Below are 25681 nucleotides of genomic sequence, written 5' to 3' on the forward strand. Positions count from 1 at the left end.
TGGGACGACGGGTTGGGGACTCGATCGTGATTATCGGGCTCGGCTCCGACCTGTGTAACATCGAGCGCATCCAGGCGTCGATCGAGCGGTTCGGCGAACGGTTCGAGACGCGCGTGTTCACCGATGCCGAGCGCGCGAAGGCGGCGCGGCGGCCGTTCACCAAGGCGGGGACGCTCGCCAAGCGGTTCGCGGCGAAGGAGGCGTTTTCGAAGGCGGTCGGGACCGGGTTTCGCGCGGGCGTGTTCATGCGCGATATCGGTGTGGTCAACGCGGCCAGCGGGGCGCCGACGCTGGCGTTGACCGGGGGCGCCAAAGCGAGGCTTGACGCGCTGACGCCCGAAGGCCACGCCGCACGCGTGCATCTGACGATGACGGATGATCACCCCTGGGCGCAGGCCTTTGTGATCATCGAAGCTATACCTCTGATATCTCACGTAGATATGAATCGATGAAGGACGCGGCGTTGGACGGCAACGAGTTCCCAGACAAGCCCCTCGCGCAGCAGACGGCGACGGTCGACACCGTCGCTCCGACGGCCTCCGCACCGGACACACCCCGCCGCCGCGGCACCGACTGGTGGGGCGAGGTGAAGGGGATCTTCTGGCTGATCCTGGTCGTGCTCGGCTTCCACAGCTTCATCGCCAAGCCCTTCTACATCCCCAGCGAATCGATGCTGCCCGGCCTCAGGATCGGCGATCGGCTGGTGGTGACCAAGTTCGCCTATGGCTGGTCGTTCGTGTCGCCGACGATCCCGAACCCGGTCGCGATCTTCAAGGGCGTCGTGCTGCGCCAGCAGGAAGACAGCTGGAGCGTGTCGCTGCCGTTCATGCATGGCCGCCTGTTCGGATCGCTGCCGACGCGCGGCGACGTGGTGATCGTGACGCCGCCGGGGACGCATAACGACTATATCAAGCGCGTCATCGGGCTGCCCGGCGACAAGCTCGCCGTGCGCGGCGGAATCGTGTTCCTGAACGGCGTCGCGGTGAAGCGCGGCCCGCTTCACGACACGCTGATCCCGGTCGACACGAACAGCCCGTGCAGCGAGATCGACTATCCCGGTGCGCGCGAGACGTTGCCGGATGGCCGCCAGATGTGCCGCCTGCCGACTTATACCGAGACGCTGCCCAACGGCCGTCGCTACGAGACGATCGATCTCGAGTCCGACAGCCAGGGCGACAATTTCGCGGAGGTCACGATCCCCGCGAACCACGTCTTCCTGATGGGCGACAACCGCGATCGCTCCGCAGACAGCCGGTTCGCGTTGAGCCAGCTCGGGCTGGGTGGGCCGGTGCCGTACGAGAATCTTGGCGGCCGCGCGGAGTTCATCACCTTCAGCCTCGATGGCGACGCGACCTTCAACCCGCTGACCTGGTGGGGATCGCTGCGTTCGGATCGTGCCGGCACGTCGCTGCATCCCGCCAAGGCGAGCTGAGATGGCCGAGACCAACACCGTCGACGAGCTGAGCCCGGTCGAGATGCGCGATCCGTTCCTGCGCAAGGAACTGAAGCGCGCGATAATCTGGCTCGGGCTCGCCTGTGTGATCGCGTTGCTGATCGTGCTGGTCCAGCCGTTGCTGATCATCTTTGCCGGCGTCGTGTTCGCGGCCTTGCTCGATGGCGGCGTGCGGCTGCTCGGGCGGGTGTTGCCGATCGGGCGCGGCTGGCGGTTGCTGATCGTCGTGCTGCTGACGTTCGCCTTCCTGGTGGGGACGTTCGTCCTGACCGGCGTGCAGGTGACCGAACAGGTCATGCAGCTGCGCTCGACGCTGGAATCGCAGGCCAACCGCTTCACCGGCTATCTGACGTCGCAGGGGCTGATGCCGGGCGCGTCGGACGTCAACGGCATCGCCAAGCAGGCGCTCGGGTCGGTGGGGCGCGTGACGTCGTGGGTCGGCAGCGCGATCGGTGCGATCACGAGCATGTTCATGATCCTGATCCTCGGGCTGTTCATCGCAATGGATCCGGGCACCTATTCGCGCGGGCTCCAGTGGATGGTGCCGGTCGACCTGCGGCCCGAGTTCGCCAGGACGCTGGTCAAGATGGGCGCGACGTTGCGCAAGCTGCTCGCGGGACGCCTGCTGGGCATGGCGGTCGAGGGTGTCGCGAGCGGCATCGCGCTGGCAATCGGCGGCGTGCCGATGGCGATGCTGCTCGGCATCATCGCGGGCATACTGGCGTTCATTCCGAACGTCGGCGCGATCGTGACGGGCGTGCTGATGGTCGCGGTCGGCTTCAGCGCGGGCGTCGACACGGGCTATTGGGCGATCGGCACGTACCTCGTGGTGCAGACGATCGACGGCTATGTGATCGTGCCGATGGTGGCCAAGCGGACGGTCGACCTGCCGCCGGCGTTGACGCTGGGCGCGCAGATCCTGGCGAGCGCGCTGTTCGGGATTTTGGGGCTGGCGCTGGCTGACCCGATGACCGCGATGATCAAGACCGCGCTGGAGCGCCGATCGGAGCGGGAAGAAGAGAAGGTGGAGGCTGAGGCCTGACTCGATCTAGCGATCTCCTCGCATCCAGTCCGGTTCAAGCCCACCCACTGTCATCCCCGCGGACGCCGGGATGACGGAACGGGGGGGCGGTAGGGCGCTAGCGCTTTACCAGTTCGTCGAAGAGCGCGAGATAGCGCGCGGCTGAGTCCGCACCCGGTTGCGGGACTAGGTCTGGTCGCTGCGTGCTTGGACCGAGCCAGGCGTCCAGCGCAGCAACCAGCGCCGCCGCATCGTCTCGTGCGACGACCGTGCCGCGATCTGCGCGGTCGATGATTTCCGCCACCGCCGTGCTGGAGTCGGTCGAAATCACCGGCGTCCCGACCGACAGCGCCTCGCGCAACACGCCGGGAACGCCTTCATAGTCCGAGGTCAGCACGACGACCTGCGCGCGGGCCATGATCGGCAGCGGGTCGGTGCTGTGGCCGAACAGGCGAACCCGGTCCCCCAAGCCCAGCGCGCGAATCTGCGCCTCGATCGCGCCGCGCATCCCCCCTTCGCCTAGGATGACCAGCGGTATCGTCCGGTCCGCCAGCAACGGCAGCGCGGCGATCAGCCGGTCCCAGCGCTTCTGCGGTTCGAGCCGGCCTACGCCGAGAACGTAGCGCGGCGGCAGATCGGGCAGCGCGGCAGGGATCGGCACCGCCGGCGGGTTCGGGATGACGCTGGTCCGCCCGACCATGTGCGTCGCGCGCGCGGCTTCTTCGGCCGTGGCCGGGGTCATCGCGACGAGGTGGTCGAGGAAGCGTCCGTGGCCTGCGAGCCAGAGCTGGTGCGCGGCGTGCATCGCCCGCCCGTGATCGGCACGCGCGGGCGCGTTGGACATCTTGGCGACGATCGGCGGGCAATGCCGCCCGAGCCGCAGCCGGGTCCAGGCGGCGATCCCGGTATAGAAATTGCCGGGGCAGAAGATCATGTCGGGCGCGAGACGCCGCACGACACCCGGCAGCGCAAGCAACCGCGAGGGCGCAACGATTTCCAGCCCGTCCGGGAGTTCGGCCGCCAGGGGCCCGTCGATGCTTTCGATCGCCAGCGTCACGCGGCGCCCTGCCGCCAGCCAGCCGCGCGCGAGGCGCAGTTGCGCGCGCTCGACGCCGCCACCGCGCAGATCCTCCGCATAGGTCATGATGTGCCGTGCGGTCGGCGGTCCGATCAGGGCTGACATATCGCGGTCATCATAATGCGCGATGGATAAAGCGGAGATCGCGACCGATTGAAACCGACATTGCGTGCACCTGTGTTGCCGGACGGCTATTACACCGGACGGCCAGCGTCAAAACGGCTTTGAGGGCAATGGCTTGAGGAACGACGAGTGAGTACGCGCATGGCGAAGACGAGCGAGCCCGAGGGCTATGCGGATATCGCGCGCGCCGGGCTCGAGCCGCTCAAGACGCTGGGCAACCGCTGGCCCGCGATCATCGGCGCGGTACTGACGGTGGCGATGATCGTCGGGCTGGGCCGCGAGCTGCTGGGGCATGGCCTTGCCGGGCTGTCGCGCTCGGTCCCGCAGGATCCGCGTTTCTATCTGTGCTTCGGGTTGCTCTACATGTCGCCGCCGACCGGCGACTATGTGATCTTTCGCCGGTTGTGGGGCATTCCGCTTGGCGGCCTCGTCGCGCTGATCAAGAAGCGTATCGCGAACGAGGTCGTGTTCGGTTATTCGGGCGACGCGTATTTCTATGCCTGGGCGCGGGCCAAGGCGCGGATGGTGGCGTCGCCGTTCGGCGCGGTGAAGGACGTCACGATCCTGTCCGCGATCGCGGGGAACGCGATCACGCTGCTGCTGGTGGCGATCGCGTTGCCGCTCGGCCGGCATCTGCTGACGCATGACCAGTTCCGGACGGTGCTCGGATCGGCGGCGGTGACGCTGGCGATCTCGCTGCCGTTCCTGATCTTCTCGCGCCGCGTGTTCTCGCTGCCGCGCGCCAAGCTGTGGTGGGTGTTCGGGATCCACTGCATCCGGCTGCTGTGCGGATCGGTGCTGATCGCGTTCGCGTGGCATTTCGCGCTGCCGGGCGTGCCGGTGGGCATGTGGCTGTTCCTCGCCGCCGGGCGGCTGCTCGTGTCGCGGCTGCCGCTGGTGCCGAACAAGGACCTGCTGTTCGCCAACGCCGCGATCCTGCTGATCGGGCAGGATCAGGCCTTGTCGGAGCTCATCGCGTTCACCGCCGCGCTGACGTTGGTGGTGCATGTCGCGCTGATCATCCTGTTCGGCATCCATGCCGCGCTCACGCGGTTGCGCGCATGATCCGCAGCTGTGTGGGGCTTGCCGCGATCGTCGGACTTGCGGGATCCGCCGGGGCGCAGGTGCTCGGCAGCGATGCGGCCGCGTGCCGGCCAGGAGCCGGAACGGACGGCGGGCCGGCGATCGCGGTCGAGATCACCGGGCTGAAGGATCGCACCGGCGAACTGAAGCTCGAACTCTATCCCGGCAACGAAGCGGATTTCCTGAAGGGCGACCGCGTGCTGATCGCGGCGGGCAAGACGTTTCGCCGGGTGGTCGTACCGACACCCGCGACCGGGCCGATGACGATGTGCATCCGGGCACCACAGCCGGGTCGCTACGCGCTGTTGCTGACGCATAATCGCGACGGGAAGAACAAGTTCAGTTTCTGGACCGACGGCGCCGGGTTTGCGAGCAACGTGAAGCTCGGTCGGTCGCGGCCGAAGGTGGAGCAGGCGCTGGTCGCGGTCGGCACGGGGGTGACGGCGGTGCGGATCACCGCGCAATATCTGCGCGGGCTCGGCTGGTTCGGGCCGGTCACGCCGTGAGGATCACCCGGGCGAGGATCGGCCGTTGAGAATCGTCGACGTCAACGAGTTCTACTCGCCGACCGGCGGCGGCGTGCGGACCTATGTCGACCGGAAGATGGGGATCATGGCGGATATGGGCCATGAGCTGATCGTCGTAGCGCCGGGCAGAGAGGACCGGGTCGAGGAGCGGCCGGGCGGCGGGCGGATCATCTACCTCGAGTCGCCGGGGATGCCGTTCGATCGCAACTACGGGCTGTTCTGGGACGAGGGTGCGATCCACCGCGTGCTCGACGACCTCGACCCGGACGTGGTCGAGTGCTGCTCGCCGTGGCGGCCGGCGTGGTTCGTCGGCGACTGGCAGGGACGCGCGGTAAAGTCCTTCTTCATGCACAACGACAATATCGCGGCCTATGCGCAGCGCTGGTTCGCGGGCGTGGCGAGCCACGACCAGATCGAGCGCGGGTTCGGCTGGTACAGCCGGTACATGAGCCGCTTCCTCGAGAAATACGACGTCGTCGTGACCAACGGCCCGGCGCTCGAGAAGCGATTGCGCGCGCGTGGCGTTAGGATCGACGCGGCGATGCCGCTGGGGATTGAGCGCGGGCATTTCTCGCCCGAGTTGCGCGACACGCGGTTGCGCGCGGCGTTGCTGCGACAATGCGGTTTGCCCGAGGAGGGGATGCTGTTGCTCGGGCTCGGGCGGCATCACGGCGAGAAGCGCTGGCCGCTGGTGGTCGATGCGGTGGCGCGGGCGGGGGCGACTCTGCCGGTCGGGCTGGTGCTGATCGGGACGGGCGCGCAGAGCAAGGCGATCGCGCGGCGGATCGGTGGCTCGCCGCATATCCGGATGTTCGCGCCGGTCTATGATCGCGAGCGGCTCGCGCGGATCATGGCGAGTTGCGATGCGCTGATCCACGGATCGGAAGCCGAGCCGTTCGGGCTGGTCGCGTCAGAGGCGATGGCGTCGGGGCTGCCGCTTATCGTGCCGGATACGGGCGGGTGCGCGGAGGTGGCGGACCGTCATGCCAGCGAGCTGTACGCGGCGCGCGATGCGGAGAGCGCGGCGGCGGCGATCGGCCGGTTGTTCGCGCGCGACCGCATTTTGCTGCGGCGCGCGGCGGCGGTGGCGGCGCGGCACGTCCGCAGCGACCGCGAGCATGCGGTCGAACTCATGGACTATTATGCGGGGCTGGTCGCGGCGAAGCAGGGCGTGCGACGTACAGCGTGAAGCGAGTGCCGGGGACCGCGATCGCGACGTAGCCGGCGCGGAGTGCGGCGGTGGCAAGCACGCGGTCCAGACTGGCATCGCCGCTGGTCGCCGGGCCTTCGCCGCCGGTGAGGATCGTCGATCCGTCGAGTTCCGGGCGTGCGCCGGAGACCAGGTGGAGCGCATGTTCCTGGGACGCGTCGAGCAGGTTCGTGCTGCGGAAATAAAAGGGTCCGGTGGCGAAGGCGGGGGCCGGCAGGCGATGTGCTGCGGGAAGGATTTGCGGCGAAAGCGTCGCGATCGGGCCTGCAAGGCCGTGGTGGTCGAGCGTGCGACCGATCGCTTGGCCTTCGCGGAGTGCCTCGGTGAGTGACAGGCCTTCCGCATCCGCCAGGGCTGCGATCGAGGGGGCGAGACCGGCGGTGGCGAAGATCGCGAACGCGATTCGCCACGCGCGGCTCGGGAGCGGGACCAGCGACAGGCGGACGAACAGCGCCGGCAGGGCGGGGAGGAGATATTGCCGCCAGGTCGGGAACGGCAGGAGTGCGGCGACCAGTCCGGCAAGGATCAGCGCATCCAGCAATCCCATTGTGCGGCGGCGCCATGCGTCGCGGGCGACCAGCGCGAGCGCGGGCAGGGCCGCGCCGAGCGAGAGGAACTTGAGCGTGTCGATCGCCTTGGCCGGGAAGGACATCTTCCACGGGCGCAGCGCGTAATATTCGGCGGGGCCGCGCGCCGGGAAGGTGAGCGTGCCGAACACGAACCCGGCCGGGCTGCCGGCATAGGTCCAGCCGACGAAAGCGACCACCGGAAGCGTGCCAAGCAGGATCGCGACGGGGCGGTGGCGGCGGTCGACCAGCGCGTAGAGGCCGTAGGCCAGCGCCGGGAACGCGTAGGAGATCTTCGCGGCGGCGGCGCTGGCGAGCAGGAAACCGGCGAGCGCGGCGGTGGTGCGGGTCGTGGCGGGGCGGACGATCAGGGGGAGGGCGGCGGCGAGCAGCGCGGCGGGGAGCGCGTCGTTGCGCGCGGTGCCGATGCTGAAGAGGAGGATGTCGCAGCTCGCGAACAGCGCTGCCGCGACGAGCGCGGCCTTGGGTTTGGCGCCGACGGTGCGGGCGGCGGCGTGGACGCAGGCGATCGTCGCGACGCCGAGCAGCGCGTTGAGGATGCGGAGCGCCGGCCAGGTCCAGGGGCCGGCGACGAGCGCGACGGGTGCGAAGAGATAGGGCTGGAGCGGGGTCTGGAGGTAGGCGAAGTCCCGATAGGGGAGCAGGCCGTGGGCAGCGAGCGCGGCGGCGGCGACATATTGGCTCTCGTCGTGGTCGACCGGGCGGAGGAGGGCGAGCGCGATGAAGAGGATCGCCAGCGCTGCGAGCATCAAAAGCATGTTCACCCGCGAAGGCGGGGGCCCAGTCTGGACACCCGCCTTCGCGGGTGAACAAGGTAGGGGAGGGACACGCTTCATTACTCAGCCCCACCCCGGCGGAGGCCGGGGCCCAATTGGGGGACGGTGATGATTAGGGACGTCGTTTCATTACCACGGCCTTCCCAATTGGGCCCCGGCCTCCGCCGGGGTGGGGTGTGGCGGAGCACGAGTCAGGCTTTTACCGCAGTCAGGAAATAATCGAGGCTCGTCGAATCACTCAGCGTGAACCCGGTCGCCGGCGAGAAGCTCAGCCCCCGCGTGTCCGTCACGCGGAGCCCGGCGTCCTTCAGCAGCGCGGTCAGTTCCTCGGGCGTCAGGAACTTGTTCCAGTCGTGCGTGCCCTTCGGAATGCGCCCGGTGCCCTCCGCCACGGTGATCATCGCGATCCGCGACAACGGCGTGCGGTTCGGCGTCGACAGGATCAGCAGCCCCCCGTCCGCCAGTACGCGCGACAGGCCGCGGACGAAGCCCGCCGGATCGCTGACATGCTCGATCACTTCTAAGCTAGTGACCAGATCATACTGCCCGACGAGCCCCTCGACGCCGCCCGCGCGATAATCGATCGCGAGGCCGCTTTGCGCCGCATGGACCTCCGCCACCGCGATATTCTCGGGCGCCGCGTCGATCCCGGTCACCGCCGCGCCGAGCCGCGCGAGCGGTTCGCACAGCAGCCCCGCGCCGCAACCGACGTCGAGCGCGCTCTTGCCCGCCAGCGGCGTGAAGCTCGACCCGTCGCCGCTCCAATGCGCGTCGACCTGCTCGCGGATATAGCGCAGGCGCGGCGGGTTCAGCTTGTGCAAGGGGGCTGACGAGCCCTTCGGATCCCACCAGTCCGCCGCCATCGCACCGAAGTGCGCGGCCTCGTTCGGATCGATTGTTGCGTTCATGAGCGTGTCGCTTGCCAGTTTCATGCGCGCTACCTATCAGGGCCGCCGCTTCGACCCAAAGGGATTTGCGCAGTTCATGGCCCGTATCGTGATGAAATTCGGTGGCACGTCGATGGCGGGTATCGAGCGTATCCGCAACGTCGCGGCGCGCGTGAAGCGCGAAGTCGATGCGGGCAACCAGGTCGCCGTCGTCGTCTCGGCGATGGCGGGCGAGACCGATCGGCTGGTCGGCTTCTGCCGCGAAGCCTCGTCGCTGTACGATGCCAAGGAATATGACGTCGTCGTCTCCGCGGGCGAGCAGATTACGAGCGGCTTGCTCGCGATCGCGCTCCAGGCGGCGGGCTGCAAGGCGCGCTCGTGGCTCGGCTGGCAGTTGCCGATCAACACGTCGGATGCGCACGGCTCGGCACGGATCGGCGAGATCGACACCGCCGCGCTCGACGCGAGCCTTGCGGACGGTATCGTTGCCGTGATCCCCGGTTTCCAGGGCGTGGCGGACGGGCAGCGCGTCACCACCTTGGGGCGTGGCGGTTCGGACACGTCGGCGGTCGCGATCGCGGCGGCGATGAAGGCGGATCGCTGCGACATCTATACCGATGTCGACGGCGTCTACACCACCGACCCCCGAATCGTCCCTCGCGCGCGGAAGCTCGGCAAGGTGACGTATGAGGAGATGCTGGAACTCGCCAGCGTCGGCGCCAAGGTGCTGCAGACCCGGTCTGTCGGCCTGGCGATGAAAGAGAATGTGCGCGTGCGCGTGCTGTCCTCGTTCGAGGATGGCGATACAAATGACGGACATCGTGGCACGTTGATCGTGGGCGAAGAGGAAATCGACGATATGGAACGCCAGCTCATCACCGGCATCGCGCACGATAAGAATGAGGCGAAGATCACGTTGACGCAGGTCAGCGATCGCCCCGGCTCGGTCGCGGCGATCTTCGCGCCGCTCGCCGATGGCGGCATCAATGTCGACATGATCGTGCAGAACGTCGCGCATTCGACTGGCTCGACCGACGTCACCTTCACCGTGCCCGCCGCGGACCTCGCGCGCTCGCTCGATATCCTCGACAAGGCGAAGGACGCGATCGGCTATGCGACGATCGTCCACGACACGCGCGTCGCCAAGGTCTCGGTGGTCGGCGTCGGGATGCGCAGCCATGCGGGCGTCGCCTCGACGATGTTCACGACGCTGGGCGAGCGCGGGATCAACATCCAGGCGATCGCGACCTCGGAGATCAAGGTCAGCGTGCTGATCGAGGAGGATTATACCGAGCTCGCGGTGCGCGTGCTGCACACCGCCTACGGGCTCGATGCCGAGGATGCGGCTTGACGGACACCGTCCGTTCGTTTCGAGCGTAGTCGAGAAATATGTCACGGATATCGCGCGGGGTTTTTCGACTCGGCTCGACACGAACGGGAGTTTTGTAATGACCATCGGTAGCGACCGGCTTCAGCGCCGCATGGCGCGCGGCGCGGAATTCCTCGGGTCCGAGGTCGCCATCCTCGGCGGCGCGATGTCGTGGGTGTCCGAGCGGCATCTCGTCTCCGCGATTTCCAACGCGGGCGGGTTCGGCGTGATCGCGTGCGGGGCGATGACGCCCGCGTTGCTCGACACCGAGATCGCCGCGACCAGGGCGCTGACGGACAAGCCGTTCGGCGTGAACCTGATCACGATGCACCCTGCGCTGTTCGAACTGGTCGCGGTCTGCGCCAAGCACAAGGTCGGCCATGTCGTGCTCGCCGGTGGCCTGCCGCCCAAGGGCAGCATCGAGGCGATCAAGGAGACGGGGGCCAAGCTCATCGCGTTCTCGCCCGCGCTGGCGCTCGCGAAAAAGCTGATTCGCAGCGGCGTCGACGCGCTGGTGATCGAGGGCATGGAAGCCGGCGGGCATATCGGCCCGGTCTCGACCAGCGTGCTCGCGCAGGAGATGCTGCCCGAGATCGCCGAGCAGGTGCCTGTGTTCGTCGCGGGCGGGATCGGCCGCGGCGAGGCGATTGCGGGCTATCTCGACATGGGTGCGGCGGGCGTCCAGCTCGGCACGCTGTTCGTGTGCGCGACCGAATCGATCGCGCACGCCAATTTCAAGAAGGCGTTCATCCGGGCCTCGGCGCGCGATGCGATCGCCAGTGTGCAGATCGACGCGCGGCTTCCGGTCATTCCGGTCCGCGCGCTGAAGAACGCGTCGAGCGAGCTGTTCACCGCCAAGCAGCGTGAAGTCGCCGGTCATCTGGATGGCGGCCGCGTGGAAATGGCCGAGGCGCAGTTGCAGATCGAGCATTACTGGGCAGGCGCGCTGCGCCGCGCGGTGATCGACGGCGATATCGAGCATGGCTCGGTGATGGCGGGCCAGTCGGTCGGCATGGTCAAGCGCGAGGAGCCGGTCGCGGACATCATTGGCGGGCTGATGGCGCAGGCCGCGGCGGCGCTGGAAGCGCGCGCGGCCTGAGACGACCCCGATCCTCCCCCGCAAGGGGGAGGTGGCGCCGAAGGCGACGGAGGGGGAGGACACGGAACAGCGGTCAGCGCTGACCGCCCCCTCCGTCAGCCTGACGCCTGCCACCTCCCCCTGGCGGGGGAGGATCGAGCCGACGGCGTTTTCTCATTGAGCCAGCATTCTGAACAGTGGCCTCCCACATCCACCACTACCACCCCGGCGAAGGCCGGGGTCCAGTTGAGGGACGTCGCTGACGGAGGCTGCGCGCCGTTACTGCGACCATTCCAACTGGACCCCGGCCTCCGCCGGGGTGGAGCTGGTTGATTGGCATACACGCCAACCCCGCCCCCTCTCCATTCGCCGCAAATCGCGTACGGCTTACGTCTCGTTAACCTAATCCCGGCAAGAGTGTCCCGTCGGGGGACGTTACGAGGTGTTGCGATGAGTCGTCGGTTTGCGTTGCTGTCCGTTACCGCGCTTGGCCTGCTGGCCGGCTGCGCCCAGAAGCCTCGGACCGTGGCGGCGGTCGTGCCGCCCGTCATCATGGTGCCCGTGCCCGCGCCAGTGATGCCCAAGGGCGCGTCGCCGACCATCGTCATTCCCGTGGCGCTTGCGGACGGAACCTATCCGACGCCGAATCGCAACCTGACGACCGCCGCCAAGGTCTGGCATCTGCGCGCCGCGCTCAACGTCGCCGCGCTCGCGTGTCGCGGGCCGCAGGAACTGGTGATCGTCGCGGGCTATAACGCGCTGCTGTCGGCGCAGAAGCCGGTGCTCGCCAAGGCCGAGGCGACCTATGCCAGCGAATACAAGTCGGGCGGCGGCGACTGGCAGGATCGCTACGACGATTCGATGACGCGTCTGTACAACTTCTTCTCGCAATCGCCCGCACGCGACGATTTCTGCGCGGCGGCGAATACGGTTCTCGCGCAGAGCGCAGGCGTTTCGGCCGAGGCGCTGCCCGCCTTCGCCGCGCAGAACCTGCCCGTCCTCGAGCGGCCGTTCACCGATTTCTACCGCGCGGTCGATGCGTGGCGCGGTCACGCCGTACCGCGGCCGGTCCAGCCCGTGATGGCCTCGCGCCAATATGCGTCGAACACGCCGGTCCAGACGATCACGCAGGCGCGCCTCCAGCCGGTCTCGCAGCCGGTGCCGCCCGCGCAGCCCCGGCTGAAGCTCGACGCCAGCGTTTTCCAGTAACTTCTCTCCTGCAAGGGAGAGGTGGCAGGCGCCAGCCTGACGGAGGGGGCGGCAGGGCGAACCGCTGTTCCGTGTCCTCCCCCTCCGTCGCCTGACGGCGCCACCTCCCCCTTGCGGGAGAGGATCGTATCGCTGCGTATCCCGACTATCTTGCAGCAAAGCTTGGCTTCCCTGCGAAGACTGGGTTAACAGCCGCGGGAATGGCTGAGGTTTCAGATCGTCCGGCGGAAGGCCGCTTCGAAGGGCGCGAGCACCGGTTTCCGGTGCGCGTCTATTTCGAGGACACCGATCTGTCGGGTGCGGTTTATCACGCCAACTACCTGCGCTACATGGAGCGCGCGCGCTCGGATATGCTGCGGCTCGGCGGGATCGACCAGCGCGGCACGTTCGAGGCGGGCGAGGGCTCCTATGCGATCGCCAGCGTCGCGATCCGTTACGCGGCCCCGGCCCGGCTCGACGACGCGCTGCTGGTCGTCTCGCGGATCATGCAGGTGCGCGCGGCCGGGGTCGCCATTCATCAGAGAGTCATGCGCGACGGGCTTGTCTTGGCCGAGGCGGACGTGGTGGCGGCATTGGTCGCCCCCAACGGTCGCCCGCGCCGCCAGCCGCGCGCTTGGATCGATATTTACGAACGCCTTGTCTGGCAGGGGGAAGCATGAATCCGGTGTTGACTATGGATAGCGCGACGCTGTCGCCGATCCACTTGTTCCTCCAGGCCGACTGGGTGGTGAAGGGCGTGATGATCGGGCTGTTGCTCGCCAGCATCTGGACCTGGGCGCTGATCGTCGCGTTCTGGCGGCGGATCGGCAAGACGCGCAAGAACATGACCCGGTTCGAGCGCGATTTCTGGAAGGCCGAGGATATCGACGTCTTCTACAAGGCGGAGGGCGAAAGCGAGCTGCCGTCGGCGCGCGTGTTCGCGGCGGGCGTGACCGAGTGGCGGCGCTCGACCGCGGGCGGCACGATCGACAAGAGCGGCACGCGCGAGCGGCTGGCGACGACGATGGGCGCCGCGGTCGCGGGCGAGATCGACAAGCTGTCGGATCGGCTGAATGTGCTTGCGACGGTCGGATCGGTCGCGCCGTTCGTCGGGCTGTTCGGTACCGTCTGGGGAATCATGCGCAGCTTCACCAGCATCGCCGCGGCCCAGAACACGTCGCTCGCGGTGGTCGCTCCGGGCATTGCGGAAGCGCTGTTCGCGACTGCGATCGGGTTGTTCGCGGCAATTCCGGCCGTGATTGCGTACAACCGCTTCAGCCACGGCATCAACCGGATCGAGGCGAGCCTGAACCGCTTCGCGGACGGTTTCCACACGACGCTCTCGCGCCAATTGGACGGCTCGCGATGAGCGCCCTTCTTATCCCCCTTCCGCTTGCGGGAGGGGTTAGGGGAGGGGCTTCTGCCTCTTCCTTCGATGGCGGCACGTTCGGCACTGCCCTCCCCCGACCCCTCCCGCGAGCGGGAGGGGAGTAGGGTGGCGATGAACCTGCCTTCTTCCCGCGGGCGCGGTCGGCGCGCGCCGATGGCGGATATCAACGTCACGCCGCTGGTCGACGTGATGCTGGTGCTGCTGATCATCTTCATGGTGACCGCGCCGCTGATGACTGCGGGCGTGCCGGTGAACCTGCCCGACGCGCGCGCCAAGGCGCTCGACCAGGAGCAGAAGCCCGTCGAGATCTCGATGGACGAGACCGGCGCGCTGTTCATCGACAAGGATCAGGTCACCGACGATGCGCTGCCGATTCGGCTCGCGTCGATCGCCGCCAGCCGCGCGGTCGGCGACGAGCCGCAAGTGTTGCTGCGTGCGGATCGGAAACTCGATTACGGCCGCGTGATGCGCGTGATGGGCGAACTCAACCGCGCCGGGCTGAACCGGGTCGCGCTGGTGACCGTCGAGGGTAATCAGAACTGATGGCGCTCGGCTGATGGATCGCTCGGAGAAGATCGGCTTAGGCGTCGCGCTGGTCGGGCATGTCGTGCTGTTCGGCCTGCTGTCGGTCGGGTTTCTCGATGCGCCCGAACCGCCAAAAATCCAGCAGCAGCCGATCGACGTGAGCCTCGTGCCCGACGTCGCGCTGGAGGCGACTGCGCCGCAATCGACCGAGGCGCCCTCGCAATCGATCGCGCCGGACGAGGGCGCGCCCGAGGACGCAGCGCCGCCGGCGCCGCAAGAGGCCGAGCCCGAGCCGACGCCCGATCCCGTGCCGCCGGCGCCGCAGCCGAAGCCCGCGCCGCCCAAGCCGCAGCCGGCGCCAGAACCCGCGCCGAAACCGCAGCCCAAACCCAAGCCTGCGCCGCCGAAGCCCGCTGCGAAGCCGGCGCCGGTCGCCAAGCCTGTTGTGAAGCCGCAGCCCAAGCCTGCGAAAGCGCCGCCTACCAAGTCTGCGCCAGCCAAGTCTGCACCGGCGAAGTCTGTGCCCACCAAGGCCGCAGCGAAGCCGAGCGCTGCGCCGGCCAAGACGTCCTCCACGTCGGGCAAGACGTCGTCCGCGTCATCGGCCAAGCCCGCCAAACCGTCCTCCACCAAGGGCAGCGGCTCGACCGCGGAGGCCAAAACGTCGCGGCCACGCGGCTCGCGGCTCGGCGACAATTTCTTGAAGGGGCTGTCCGCCGATCCGTCGCCGAGCAAGTCGGAAGCGCCCAAGGCCGCCAAGCTCGGCGCGCAGGCGGCGGCCAATATCGGCTCGGCGATCCTGCGGCAGGTGCAGCCCTGCGCCAACCGCCAGGTCACGCCGGGGCCGGGGGCGGAGCGGATCCGCGTCACGATCAACCTCAAGCTCAACCGCGACGGTTCGCTCAAGTCGCGTCCGACCATCAGCGGTCATGCCGGCGTCGACGACGACAACCGGCGCTATGTCGACCGCGTCGACGATCTGGCGATCGCGACCTTTGTCGGGTGCTCGCCGCTGCGCGGTTTGCCCGACGACCTGTATGATGTGCAGAATGGCTGGAGCAATTTCAGCCTGCGCTACAAACTTCCCGGCTGAGGATGTCCGTTATGACTCGATTCGATCTGGGTTTTCGCCCGTCACGCCAGCCGCTCGCTTTGGTGGACCGCCTCCCGTTGCACGGCACCCACCCCGGCGGAGGCCGGGGCCCAGTTGGAAAGGTCGATGTAACGATGCGCGGACCTCAGTCAGCAACGTCCCCCAACTGGGCCCCGGCCTTCGCCGGGGTGGTGTTGGGCGGACGTAAGGCTCGATCGATCCTCGCCTCGGTTGGCTTGCTCGCATTCGTCTGTGGGAGTGCCAGCGCGCAGGACGCCCCCGCGCCCGCCTCGCAACAGGCCCCTGCCGACCCCGCTGCGCCCGCACCAGCCGGCGACCAGTCCGGCGGACTCGTGGTCGACGTCACCGGCGGCATCTCCGCGCCGATGCCGATCGCGATTCCCGTCATGCCGACCGCCGCGGTCGTGTCCACACCGGCCGGCTCGACCGACGTGCTCGGCCGCCAGCTCGCCGACATCGTCACCAACGATCTGCGCAATTCAGGGCTCTTCACGCCGCTGGCGCCGGGCCAGCTGCGCCCGATCACCTTCCCCGAAGTGACCGCGCCGGGGTTCGAGTATTGGGGCAGCACGGGCGCGCAGGCGCTGGTGCAGGGCTTCATCCGCGCGACCGGCGACGGCAATCTGACGGTCGGCTGCTATCTGTACGACGTCTCGTCCAAGGCCGAACTGACGCGGAGCGGGTTCGTCGTGTCGCCGTCCGACTGGCGCCGTGCCGGGCATAAATGCGCCGACATGGTCTATACCCGGCTGACCGGTGAGGGCGCGTATTTCGACAGCCGCGTCGTCTATGTGTCCGAAACCGGACCCAAGGGCCGCCGGATCAAGCGGCTCGCGATCATGGATCAGGACGGCGCCAACCACCGCTTCCTGACCAACGGCCAGTCGATCGTGCTGACGCCGCGCTTCGCGCCGAACCAGCAGTCGATCGTCTATATGAGCTATCTCAACAACCGCCCGGCGATCTACGTCTACGATATCGGCTCGGGGAAGCAGCGCCTCGTGGTGGCAAACGCCAACCTGACCTTCGCGCCGCGCTTCTCGCCCGATGGCCGCAACATCCTGTTCTCGATGGCGCAGGGCGGCAACACCGACGTGTACCGCGTGTCGTCGCAAGGCGGCACGCCGCAGCGGCTGACGAATTCGCCGGGGATCGATACCGGCGGCAGCTATTCGCCCGACGGCAGCCGAATCGTGTTCGAGAGCGATCGGTCGGGCGGGCAGCAGATCTACGTGATGAACGCCGACGGATCGAACCAGCAGCGGATCAGCTTTGGCGGCGGCCGCTATGCGACGCCGGTGTGGAGCCCGCGCGGCGACCTGATCGCGTTCACCAAGCTCGGCGGCGGGTTCCGGATCGGCATCATGAGCCCGAGCGGCGGCGGCGAGAAGCTGCTGACCAACGACTGGCAGGACGAGGGGCCGAGCTGGTCGCCGAACGGGCGGGTGATCAACTTCTATCGCTCGGGACGCGGCAGTGGCGGCAAGGCGGATCTCTGGTCGGTCGACCTGACCGGAGTCAACGAGCGCAAGATCCCGACGCCGCTCGACGGCTCTGATCCGGCCTGGGGCCCGCTGCGGCCCTAAACCTGCTATGGGGGCATAACGGGGAACGTGATTTTCTACGGGAGACTATCTATGTCGAAGCTTTCCAACATCTTGCTTGCATGCACCGCATTGATCGCTGTCGCCGGCTGTTCGAAGAAGCGCCCCGAGGTGTTGCCGCCCGCACCGGTGGACAATAGCGGAGCGGTCGATCCCAACGCGGGGATGAACAACGGCAATGTCGGCGGCGCGATCGTGCCCGGCTCGGATGCCGACTTCCAGCGCTCGGTGAACTCGAACACGGTGAACTTCGGGCTCGACATGTACGACATCGATCCGACCGCGCGTGCGATCCTCGACAGCCAGGCGCAGTGGCTGGCCAAGTTCCCGAACCAGCGGATCACGATCGAAGGCCATGCCGACGAGCGCGGCACGCGCGAATACAACCTCGCGCTCGGCGATCGTCGTGCGAATGCGACGAAGAACTATCTGGCGGCGCGCGGCGTGTCGTCGTCGCGGATGACGACGATCAGCTATGGCAAGGAGCGCCCGGTCGCGATGGGCTCGGACGACCAGAGCTGGGCGGCGAACCGTCGCGCGGTTACGGTGGTGCTGAACTGACCTTCTACCCCTCTCCCTTCAGGGGAGAGGGAAGGAGGAGCCGCAGGCGACGGGAGGGTGAGGGCACGTGTCTTGGTGAGCGTGCCCTCACCCTCCCACGCTTCGCGCGGGCCCCTCCCTCTCCCCTGCAGGGAGAGGGGTTTAGCCCAGCGCCTTGTCGAGCAGTTTCGCCAGGCGGATACCCCCGCGGCGGATTTCCTCGCGCGAGACGGGGACCATCTTCGCGATCGTCGCGTCGTCCATTTTCACCCGCGCCGGCACCGGGCCACACGCATCGCCGCCGAGCGCCGCCGCATACGCCGTATGCGAGGCCTCCCAGCTCTCCCGGCTCCAGTCGACGACACTGCCCGCGCCGATTTTCGCGCGCTCGGCCGCCGGATAGCGCCGTACCAGCGACGGCGGCGTGGAGATTGCGCGCTCGGCCAGCGGGCCGTCCCAGATCGAATGCAGATTGAATCGCGCAGGCGCGTAGATGCCGTAATCCGCCTTCACGTCGTTCCCGCCCTTGTCGTGGCGATCGCCTGCGTGGAGCGGCTGGTGGAGATCGCCGACGAAGTGGATCAGGAATGCCAGCGCCTGAACGCGGTCCTTGGGCGCAGTGGCGCGATCGCGCAGAAGTTTCACGTCGCGGTCGATCTGCGCCGAGACGCAGTCGCCGTCCTTGCACGCAGGCGTCAGGTCGAACGGCGCGCAGACGTCGGCGTTCTGGTAGTGCCAGCTATACGCGAAGCCGAAGCGCGACTTGCCGTCGGCGGTCTTCAGCGGCTTGATGCAGTCCGCCCAGACGCTTGCCTGCTCGATCGTGCCCGCGGGGCATTCGGGCGTGTCGAGCAACGCCTGTTGCGCGAGCAGCCGACGGATCGCCGCCTTGGTCTTCGGCGTGACGTTGGCATAGGCGATCTGCGCGACGGTCTGGTGACCATATTCCCAGAACGCGGTGGCGGGGGAGGCGAGGCCGAGCACGGCCAGCGCGGACGATGCCGCGGCGAGGATAAAGCGCTTCATGCCGGCTCGTTAGCGTAGATCGCGACCGTCCGGCACCCCGCAGACGATGCGGTGCCGCGGTACATGCCGACGGTGTTGAACCCCCATGCCATGTCGCCGTCCGGGCCCGCGACGATCACGCCGCCGGTGCCGCCGAGCGCCTTCACCTCGGCCAGCACCGCGTCGGCGGCGACCTGAAGCGATTCGCCCGATAGGCGGACGCGCGCGGCGATCTCATGGCCGACGCCGACGCGCAGGAAGAACTCGCCCGAGCCGGTGCAGGAGACGGCGCAGGCGCGATCGTCGGCGAAGGTGCCCGCGCCGATCACGGGCGAATCGCCGATCCGGCCCCAACGCTTGCCGGTGACGCCGCCGGTCGAGGTGGCGGCGGCGACATGGCCGTGCGAGTCGCACGCGACCGCGCCGACCGTGCCGTATTTCATGTCGACGTCGAACCCGCCGCCATCGGCCTGGAATTCGGCGAACTGGCGGCGGCGTTCGTCGGTCGCGAACCAGTCGGCGTCGGCCTGGGGCAAGTCACGATCACGCGAGAACGCATCCGCGCCCTTGCCGGCCAGGAAGACGTGGCGGCCGTCGTCGAGGATCGCACGCGCGAGCCCGACCGGGTTGCGCGTCGCGGTGGCCGCCGCGACGGCCCCTGCCGCCCGCGTGCGGCCGTCCATGATCGCCGCATCGAGCTCGAGCACGCCGTCATGCGTGAACACCGCGCCGCGCCCCGAGTTGAAGTGGAGGTCGTCCTCCAGCACGCGGACCGCAGCCTCGACCGCGTCGAGCGCGCTGCCGCCGCCTGCCAGCACCGCCGACCCGGCGTCGAGTGCGTGCGACAGGCCGGCGCGCGCGCCCGAATCCTGTTCGGGCGAGACCATCTCGCTGTCGAGTTTGCCGGCGCCGCCGTGGATGACGAGAGTCCAGGTCATGCTGAGTCTTTCGAGGGGAGGGCGCGCAGGCCGATGAGCGGACGGAGCAGCGCGATGCCGCGGCCGATCCGGTAGAAGGCGATGCACCCGACGATCGTGGCGGCGAGCAGGCAGGCGAACTCCGCCCAGCCGGGCAATCCGGCGGGGAGCAGCGCGTACATCACGAGCACGATGATCGTCTGGTGGATGAGGTAGAAGGGGAACACCGCCTCGGTCAGCACTGGCCGCCAGCGATGGTCGCGGTTCCAGTGGCGTTCGGCGATCCCGATCAGCGCGACGATCGCCCCCCATTGCTCGAGCGCATGCGCGATACCGTAGGGCGTGTAGACCCAGCGCGGCGTGACGACATCCGCGGGCCAGCGGAGCTCGACGCCGATGACGCAGAGATAACCGATCACCGCGGCGATCGCCCCCGTTTTCCACCAGCGCCCGATCGCCGCCATCGCCGGCTCGGACCGTGCGAGGCCGAAGCCGAACAGGAAGGCGGGGAAATAGGTGACGTGCGCGATCCAGTCGCCCCACAGCGCCTGCGTCTCGCCGACCATGCGCAACCACCAGGCATGGACGAACACGAGCCAGGCGATCGGCACGCCGAGCACGGCCCAGCCGCCGAACATCCGGTCGAACGCGCGTTGCAGCCCGTCGCCCCTCACGACCAGCACCGCGACTGTCAGCAGCGTCGTGTAGACCCAGAGATACACCACGAACCACAGATGGTTCCAGGTCGGCAGCGACAGCCCGGCGAGCTTGCCGAAGCGGAAATAGTCGTGGCTCCAGAACGTCAGATAGCTGCCGGCATAGCCATGCTTGGTGACCAGCTCGACCCAGGGTTGCGGCGGCACGATCACCGCGATGCCGAACAGCAAAGGCACGAGCAGCCGGTAACAGCGATTGGCGAAGAACGCGCCCGCGCCGCGCGACCGGTTCAGCAGCGCGCGGCTGGCATAGCCCGAAACGACGAACAGCAGCATCAGCCGCCAGGCGTTGCTCGCCAGCATCGGCAGCCGCACCCAGTCCTCGACATGGAGCGACTTCACATGAAAGTTCCACGGCACGAAGACCATGCCGATATGGTAGAGGATCAGCAGCGCGAACGCGCCGATCCGCAGCCAGTCCATGCCGTAATGCCGGGTCATCGCAGCGCCCTAGGGGGCGGGGGGCAGTGCGGCAAGCGCGGGACGGGGGAGGTGGTGTTCAGGACTGGTCGGCGTTCGTCCTACAATCCTCCCCCTGGCGGGGGAGGATTGTTCATGCGTTTCGTCTCACGCCTTCATGCGCGGCGTGCCGAGGAAATCGCGCTTGCCGAGCTTGACGCCCTGTGCGCGCAGGATCGCGTAGGCTGTGGTCGCGTGGAAATAGAAATTTGGCTGCGAGAACGACAGCAGGAAGTTCGCGCCGGTGAACGGCATGACGAAGGTGCCGAATTCGAACTTCGTGTCGTTCTCCGCGAGCGTGTCGAACGTGTCGCGGTCGATCGCTTCCAACGTGACGATCGCGTCACGCAGGACGGCGTGGAGCCCGGCGAAATCGGTTGGCCAGGGCGAGCGATCGGGCGAGAAGGTCCCGCACCGGACGCCTTCGATTCCGCCGACCGAATGCGCCGCGCACGATTTCACCTGATAGCCGAACGGCAGCATGTCGTCGGCGAGCTTCGCGTCGATCAGCGCGGCAGGCTCGATACCCTGCTCGGCCGTGAACGCCTCCGCCTTGTCGAGCATCGCGTCGATCGCGCGGAGAATCTGCAGGTTCGAAGGGATCGTCGCATCGTAGAGGGAAAACGTCATCGGCCTGGCTCCTGTGTGTCGCGCAGTTATGGCCGACGTTCGCGCCCCCCGCCAGCGCCGTCCTTGCCAGCCATGTTCCGTTCCGCCGCGCTAGTCGCTATATACGTCCTCGAACTCCCGAGGAATCCCCATGTCCCTTCGTCCCTGGCGCGATATCACCCGCCGCACGAGCCGCCAGATCATGGTCGGCACCGTCCCCGTCGGCGGCGACGCGCCCGTCACCGTGCAGACGATGACCAACACGCCGACCGACGACGTGCGCGCGACGGTCGACCAGATCCGCCGCTGCGAAGAGGCGGGCGTCGACATCATCCGCGTCAGCTGTCCCGACGTCGAATCGACCACCGCGCTGAAGCAGATCGTCCGCGCATCCCGCGTGCCGATCGTCGCGGACATCCATTTCCACTACAAGCGCGCGCTCGAAGCCGCCGATGCGGGCGCGGCGTGCCTGCGCATCAACCCGGGCAATATCGGCTCGGCGAGCCGCGTGAAGGAAGTCGTCGACGCGGCCAAGTCCAACGGCTGCGCGATCCGCATCGGCGTCAACGGCGGCAGCCTCGAGCGGCATCTGCTCGAGAAATACGGCGAGCCATGCCCCGATGCGCTGGTCGAGTCGGCGATGGATCACATCAAGCTGTTGCAGGACCATGACTTCCACGAATTCAAGGTCGCGGTGAAGGCCTCCGACCTGTTCCTCGCGGTCGCGGCGTATCAGCAGCTCGCCGAACAGGTCGATTGCCCGCTGCATCTCGGGATCACCGAAGCGGGCGGGTTCGTCGGCGGCACGGTGAAGTCGGCGATCGGGATGGGCAGTCTGCTCTGGTACGGCATCGGCGACACGATCCGCGTGTCGCTCTCGGCCGAGCCCGAGGAAGAGGTGCGGGTGGGCTTCGAGATCCTGAAATCGCTCGGCATCCGCAACCGCGGCGTCCGCGTCGTCTCGTGCCCGTCCTGCGCACGCCAAGGCTTCGACGTGATCCGCACCGTCCAGGCGCTCGAGGAGCGGTTGCAGCATATCCGCACGCCGATGTCGCTGTCGGTGCTCGGCTGCGTCGTCAACGGCCCGGGCGAAGCGCGCGAGACCGATATCGGCATCACCGGCGGCGGCAACGGCAAGCACATGGTCTATCTGTCGGGCGTCACCGACCACCACGTCCAGGACGCCGATATGGTCGATCACATCGTCCGGCTGGTCGAGGCGAAGGCGGCGGAGATCGAGGCGGCGGATGTTGCGCTCGCAGCGCTGGTCCCGGAGATGGCGGCGGAATAGGGGGCGGCGACCTTCATCCGTTCCGTCATCCTGACGAAAGTCAGGATCCAGGGTAACGAACGCGGACTTCAATAGCCCTGGATCCGGACTTTCGTCAGGATGACGAGGTTCTGCTGGACGGCGCGTCACTGATTCTCAGGCGTTCCGCCCCTGGCAGATCTCCCGCGCAGGCGGGAGTCCAGGGTAACAGACGATAGCGTTCGTGGTCCTGGGCCCCTGCGTTCGCGAGAGAACCGCGATTAATTTGCATGAGGCACTGCTTCATCGAACGTCGGAACCTGCAACGGCGATTCCTGCGCCGACGATAGCGTAGCGACGGGATGGGGGTTAAGCGGATAGCATGAGCATGGTCCCAACATTGACCGTTCACGATGCGGGCTAGTCCGGTGACGCGCCGCACCGTCTCCCCCGCACTCGCCTTCGCCGTCGCCGCGCTCGGCATCGGGCTGTTCTCCATGATGGACGCGGTGATGAAGGCGCTCGTGCTCGCGATCGGCGTCTATAACGCGCTGCTCTGGCGGCAGATGGCGAGCGTCGGGCTGGGGGCGGTCGCGTGGAAGCTCGGCAGGAGCGGGCGGCCGTCGGCGCGGGCGCTCAAGCTGCACCTCGCGCGCGGGCTGGTGACGACGGCGATGGCGGTGTTGTTCTTCTGGGGCCTCGCACGCGTGCCGATGGCGCAGGCGATTTCGCTGACCTACATCGCGCCGATCCTAGCGCTTCTGCTCGGTGCGGTGACGCTGGGCGAGCGCGTCGGGCGCAAGGCGGTCTTCGCGTCGATCGCGGCGCTGGGCGGCGTGCTGGTGGTGATGATCGGGCAGGGGCGCGGCGTGACGGGCCCCGAGCCGTTCCACGGTGCGCTCGCGGTGCTCGGGTCGGCGATCTTATATGCGGTGAACCTAGTGATCGCGCGGCTGCAGAGCCAGGCGGCGCGGCCGGGCGAGATCGCGTTCTTCCAGGCGCTGGTCATCACGGCGACGCTGGCGCTCGCCGCGCCGTGGCTGGCGGTGGTGCCCGAGGCCGCGCAATGGCCAAAGCTCCTGCTCGCCGCCGGGCTCGCCACCGCATCGCTGTGGCTGCTCGGCTGGGCCTATGCGCACGGCGACACGGGATTTCTCGCAACGACCGAATATACCTCGTTCGTCTATGCCGCAGGGCTGGGTTTCCTCGTGTTCGGCGAGCGGGTATCGGCCTTCACGCTGGCGGGCGCGGCGATCATTGTCGTCGCGTGCCTGTACGCGGCGCGGCGGCGTGACATCGCGCAGACATCGATCGAGGCTAGTGCATGACCCATATCCGTTCCGCCACCGCTGCCGATGTCGGCACGATCCTGCGCTTCGTCCGCGAACTCGCCGCGTTCGAGCGCGAGCCGGATGCGGTCGAGGCGACCGAATCGATGCTGGCGGAGGCGTTGTTCGGCGAGCGGCCGGCAGCGGAGGCGGTGATCGCGGAGACTACGGACGGCCCGCTCGGGTTCGCGCTGTTCTTCCACAATTTCTCGACCTGGACGGGCAAGCGCGGGCTGTATCTCGAGGATCTGTACGTGACGCCGGACGCGCGCGGGCAGGGGGTAGGCGGTGCGTTGCTGGCGCATCTCGCGGGCGTGGCGCTCGATCGCGGGTGCGCGCGGTTCGAATGGTCGGTGCTCGACTGGAATGCGGACGCGATCGCGTTCTACCGCAAGGTGGGCGCGGTCGGGATGGAGGACTGGACGATCCAGCGTCTGTCCGGCGACGCGCTCGTCCGGCTGGCGGGGCGGTAGGCGACAGGCGGCAGCGGCTAGGCTTTCACGTCGATATTCATCGCGATCGATAACCGGTCGCCGGTGCCGAGATGCGGACGGACGCCGTGACGCAGCCAGGCGGGAAACAGGATCAGGTCGCCGGCCTCGGTCGGCAGGCGGCGTTCGATGGGCTGCGGCTGGCCATCGATGCCGACGAGACGGAAGCCGGGCAGGCGCATGAACGGGACTGGGAAGCGCGGGTCTTCGAAGAACAGCTCGCCGCCCGCCTCGCCTGAGGCCTCGCCCGAGACTGGGGGCTGGCCCATGTCGACATAGAAGACCGCCGCCCACAACACGCCGGGATGCGCGTGGCTCATGTTCAGCGCGCCGGGGGGCGAGACGTTCGCCCACATCTTGACGGTCCATTCGAGCAACGCCGGATCGCGGCCGTCGAAATGCGAGGCGCGCTTGGCCATCTTTACCGCGGTGTCGGCAAGTGCGGCCGCAGCCGGACCGCCCCAGTCGAGCATGTCGGTGGCAGAATGCCAGCCACCGACATTGGAGCGCGCGAGGCTCGGCGCGGCGGCATGGCGCTCGCTGATCACGGACCGCAGCGCCGCGGTCAACGCGGCTGCATCGGCCAGCCGGCCGTGCAGGATCGGCGTCTCGTACAGTCCGATCTGTGCCGCGCGGACGCGGATGCCGTCGAACGTATGAGACGCCGTGGTCATGCGATCAGCCGCCCGCTGCTGGGAGCAGCGATCAGCGACCGGCGGTGTCGTCTGCGTTCATCGGCTCTTCGCCCTTGGCCTTCTCGGCCTCGTAGCGTTCGATCGCCTCGATCGTGACGCGCTTGGCTTCGTCGGCGTCGCCCCACTTGCCGACGCGGACCCACTTCTTCTTCTCGAGGTCCTTATAGTGCGTGAAGAAGTGCTCGATCTGCTCGAACACGATCTCGGGCATGTCGCCGCGCTCGCCGATATTGGCATAGTAGGGGAACACCGAATCGACGGGCACGCAGACGAGCTTTTCGTCGCCACCGGCTTCGTCCTCGAGGTTCAGCACTGCGATCGGGCGCGCGCGGACGACGCAGCCCGGGATGAACGGCGAGCGCGCGATCACCAGCGCGTCGAGCGGATCGCCGTCCGGGCTGAGCGTGTGCGGCACGAAGCCGTAGTTCGCCGGGTAGCGCATCGGCGTGTGCAGGATGCGATCGACGAACAGCGCGCCCGAGGCCTTGTCGAACTCGTACTTCACGGGCTCGCCGCCGGTCGGCACTTCAATGATGACGTTCAGGTCTTCGGGCGGGTTCTTGCCGGTCGGGATGAGATCGATACGCATGGCGGTCCTTTCGATATGCCGATGCCGGCGCTCCACGGTTTGGAGAGCGGCCGGCATCGGTAAGATACAG

Annotated in this window: 27 protein-coding genes; 18 read left to right on the top strand and 9 right to left on the bottom strand. The window is 67.9% G+C overall.

Annotated elements, in window-relative coordinates; genetic code table 11:
• The first annotated feature begins 26 nt into the window (after positions 1–26).
• The 3 genes from acpS to HMP09_RS14440 are packed head-to-tail and all read left to right on the top strand — an operon-like array spanning position 27 to position 2495.
• Positions 27–452, top strand: a complete 426-nt coding sequence (acpS, locus tag HMP09_RS14430; RefSeq protein WP_176500939.1) for a holo-ACP synthase — start codon at positions 27–29, stop codon at positions 450–452.
• On the top strand, positions 449–1432 hold the full coding sequence (gene lepB / locus HMP09_RS14435; RefSeq protein WP_176500940.1) for a signal peptidase I: 984 nt from the start codon (positions 449–451) through the stop codon (positions 1430–1432). The genes acpS and lepB overlap by 4 nt, the downstream gene beginning before the upstream one ends.
• Before the next feature lies 1 nt (position 1433).
• Positions 1434–2495 (top strand): AI-2E family transporter, encoded by a 1062-nt coding sequence (locus HMP09_RS14440; RefSeq protein ID WP_176500941.1) that lies wholly within the window; start codon positions 1434–1436, stop codon positions 2493–2495.
• Between the two features lie 97 nt (positions 2496–2592).
• Here HMP09_RS14440 and HMP09_RS14445 read toward each other — a convergent pair whose 3' ends face one another.
• On the bottom strand, positions 2593–3657 hold the full coding sequence (locus HMP09_RS14445; protein ID WP_176500942.1) for a glycosyltransferase: 1065 nt from the start codon (positions 3655–3657) through the stop codon (positions 2593–2595).
• 159 nt (positions 3658–3816) lie between these two features.
• Here HMP09_RS14445 and HMP09_RS14450 point away from each other — a divergent pair, with 159 nt between their 5' ends.
• Genes HMP09_RS14450 through HMP09_RS14460 form a run of 3 tightly spaced genes read left to right on the top strand, consistent with a single transcriptional unit; the run spans position 3817 to position 6474 of the window.
• Positions 3817–4740 carry a hypothetical protein gene (locus tag HMP09_RS14450; protein ID WP_176500943.1) on the top strand — a complete coding sequence of 308 codons (924 nt, stop codon included), beginning with the start codon at positions 3817–3819 and terminating at the stop codon, positions 4738–4740.
• A complete protein-coding gene (locus HMP09_RS14455; RefSeq protein ID WP_176500944.1) occupies positions 4737–5264 on the top strand; it encodes a DUF2141 domain-containing protein in 528 nt (175 codons plus the stop codon). Before HMP09_RS14450 ends, HMP09_RS14455 begins: the two co-directional genes overlap by 4 nt.
• A 25-nt stretch (positions 5265–5289) precedes the next feature.
• On the top strand, positions 5290–6474 hold the full coding sequence (locus tag HMP09_RS14460; protein WP_176500945.1) for a glycosyltransferase: 1185 nt from the start codon (positions 5290–5292) through the stop codon (positions 6472–6474).
• Here HMP09_RS14460 and HMP09_RS14465 read toward each other — a convergent pair.
• Entirely contained in the window at positions 6416–7840 is a 1425-nt protein-coding gene (locus HMP09_RS14465) for a DUF2029 domain-containing protein (protein ID WP_232090336.1), read from the bottom strand. The genes HMP09_RS14460 and HMP09_RS14465 overlap by 59 nt on opposite strands.
• A gap of 209 nt (positions 7841–8049) precedes the next feature.
• The gene (gene ubiG / locus HMP09_RS14470; protein ID WP_443026470.1) at positions 8050–8721 is read right to left on the bottom strand and encodes a bifunctional 2-polyprenyl-6-hydroxyphenol methylase/3-demethylubiquinol 3-O-methyltransferase UbiG; all 672 of its coding nucleotides are present in this window, start codon (positions 8719–8721) and stop codon (positions 8050–8052) included.
• A gap of 121 nt (positions 8722–8842) precedes the next feature.
• Here ubiG and HMP09_RS14475 point away from each other — a divergent pair, with 121 nt between their 5' ends.
• From HMP09_RS14475 to pal, 9 genes are all read left to right on the top strand, one after another.
• Positions 8843–10096, top strand: a complete 1254-nt coding sequence (locus tag HMP09_RS14475; RefSeq protein WP_176501796.1) for an aspartate kinase — start codon at positions 8843–8845, stop codon at positions 10094–10096.
• Positions 10097–10193: 97 nt separating this feature from the next.
• Positions 10194–11213: an NAD(P)H-dependent flavin oxidoreductase gene (locus HMP09_RS14480; RefSeq protein ID WP_176500946.1), complete on the top strand. Its 1020-nt coding sequence runs from the start codon at positions 10194–10196 to the stop codon at positions 11211–11213.
• 429 nt (positions 11214–11642) lie between these two features.
• Positions 11643–12401: a hypothetical protein gene (locus HMP09_RS14485; protein ID WP_176500947.1), complete on the top strand. Its 759-nt coding sequence runs from the start codon at positions 11643–11645 to the stop codon at positions 12399–12401.
• A gap of 200 nt (positions 12402–12601) precedes the next feature.
• Positions 12602–13060 (top strand): YbgC/FadM family acyl-CoA thioesterase, encoded by a 459-nt coding sequence (locus tag HMP09_RS14490; protein WP_176500948.1) that lies wholly within the window; start codon positions 12602–12604, stop codon positions 13058–13060.
• Positions 13057–13749: a protein TolQ gene (gene tolQ / locus HMP09_RS14495; RefSeq protein WP_056474212.1), complete on the top strand. Its 693-nt coding sequence runs from the start codon at positions 13057–13059 to the stop codon at positions 13747–13749. The genes HMP09_RS14490 and tolQ overlap by 4 nt, the downstream gene beginning before the upstream one ends.
• Before the next feature lie 126 nt (positions 13750–13875).
• Positions 13876–14313, top strand: a complete 438-nt coding sequence (gene tolR, locus HMP09_RS14500) for a protein TolR (RefSeq protein ID WP_055882060.1) — start codon at positions 13876–13878, stop codon at positions 14311–14313.
• A 13-nt stretch (positions 14314–14326) separates the two neighbouring features.
• Entirely contained in the window at positions 14327–15388 is a 1062-nt protein-coding gene (locus tag HMP09_RS14505; protein WP_176500949.1) for a cell envelope biogenesis protein TolA, read from the top strand.
• 236 nt (positions 15389–15624) lie between these two features.
• Positions 15625–16995, top strand: coding sequence for a Tol-Pal system beta propeller repeat protein TolB (gene tolB / locus HMP09_RS14510; RefSeq protein ID WP_176500950.1), 1371 nt, complete (start codon positions 15625–15627; stop codon positions 16993–16995).
• A 51-nt stretch (positions 16996–17046) separates the two neighbouring features.
• On the top strand, positions 17047–17574 hold the full coding sequence (pal, locus tag HMP09_RS14515) for a peptidoglycan-associated lipoprotein Pal (RefSeq protein WP_176500951.1): 528 nt from the start codon (positions 17047–17049) through the stop codon (positions 17572–17574).
• 141 nt (positions 17575–17715) lie between these two features.
• Here the strand turns inward: pal and HMP09_RS14520 are convergent, their stop codons facing one another.
• From HMP09_RS14520 to HMP09_RS14535, 4 genes are all read right to left on the bottom strand, one after another.
• The gene (locus HMP09_RS14520) at positions 17716–18579 is read right to left on the bottom strand and encodes a S1/P1 nuclease (protein ID WP_176500952.1); all 864 of its coding nucleotides are present in this window, start codon (positions 18577–18579) and stop codon (positions 17716–17718) included.
• Positions 18576–19496, bottom strand: a complete 921-nt coding sequence (locus tag HMP09_RS14525; RefSeq protein ID WP_176500953.1) for an isoaspartyl peptidase/L-asparaginase family protein — start codon at positions 19494–19496, stop codon at positions 18576–18578. The genes HMP09_RS14520 and HMP09_RS14525 overlap by 4 nt, the downstream gene beginning before the upstream one ends.
• Positions 19493–20632 carry an acyltransferase family protein gene (locus tag HMP09_RS14530; RefSeq protein ID WP_176500954.1) on the bottom strand — a complete coding sequence of 380 codons (1140 nt, stop codon included), beginning with the start codon at positions 20630–20632 and terminating at the stop codon, positions 19493–19495. The genes HMP09_RS14525 and HMP09_RS14530 overlap by 4 nt, the downstream gene beginning before the upstream one ends.
• Positions 20633–20758: 126 nt before the next feature.
• Entirely contained in the window at positions 20759–21280 is a 522-nt protein-coding gene (locus HMP09_RS14535) for a DUF1993 domain-containing protein (RefSeq protein ID WP_176500955.1), read from the bottom strand.
• Positions 21281–21410: 130 nt separating this feature from the next.
• Here HMP09_RS14535 and ispG point away from each other — a divergent pair, with 130 nt between their 5' ends.
• The 3 genes from ispG (at position 21411) to HMP09_RS14550 (ending at position 24309) form a co-directional block, all read left to right on the top strand.
• A complete protein-coding gene (gene ispG, locus HMP09_RS14540; RefSeq protein WP_176500956.1) occupies positions 21411–22550 on the top strand; it encodes a flavodoxin-dependent (E)-4-hydroxy-3-methylbut-2-enyl-diphosphate synthase in 1140 nt (379 codons plus the stop codon).
• Positions 22551–22936: 386 nt separating this feature from the next.
• Positions 22937–23836, top strand: a complete 900-nt coding sequence (locus tag HMP09_RS14545) for a DMT family transporter (protein ID WP_232090338.1) — start codon at positions 22937–22939, stop codon at positions 23834–23836.
• Entirely contained in the window at positions 23833–24309 is a 477-nt protein-coding gene (locus HMP09_RS14550; protein ID WP_176500958.1) for a GNAT family N-acetyltransferase, read from the top strand. Before HMP09_RS14545 ends, HMP09_RS14550 begins: the two co-directional genes overlap by 4 nt.
• Positions 24310–24326: 17 nt before the next feature.
• On the opposite strand, the gene HMP09_RS14555 is transcribed toward HMP09_RS14550, so the two are convergent.
• Together HMP09_RS14555 and ppa are read right to left on the bottom strand one after the other, a co-directional pair.
• Positions 24327–25001, bottom strand: a complete 675-nt coding sequence (locus HMP09_RS14555) for a TIGR02466 family protein (RefSeq protein WP_176500959.1) — start codon at positions 24999–25001, stop codon at positions 24327–24329.
• Positions 25002–25032: 31 nt separating this feature from the next.
• A complete protein-coding gene (ppa, locus tag HMP09_RS14560) occupies positions 25033–25611 on the bottom strand; it encodes an inorganic diphosphatase (protein ID WP_176500960.1) in 579 nt (192 codons plus the stop codon).
• Positions 25612–25681 lie beyond the last annotated feature (70 nt).

Source organism: Sphingomonas sp. HMP9, from assembly GCF_013374115.1.
In the GTDB taxonomy this organism is placed as follows: domain Bacteria; phylum Pseudomonadota; class Alphaproteobacteria; order Sphingomonadales; family Sphingomonadaceae; genus Sphingomonas.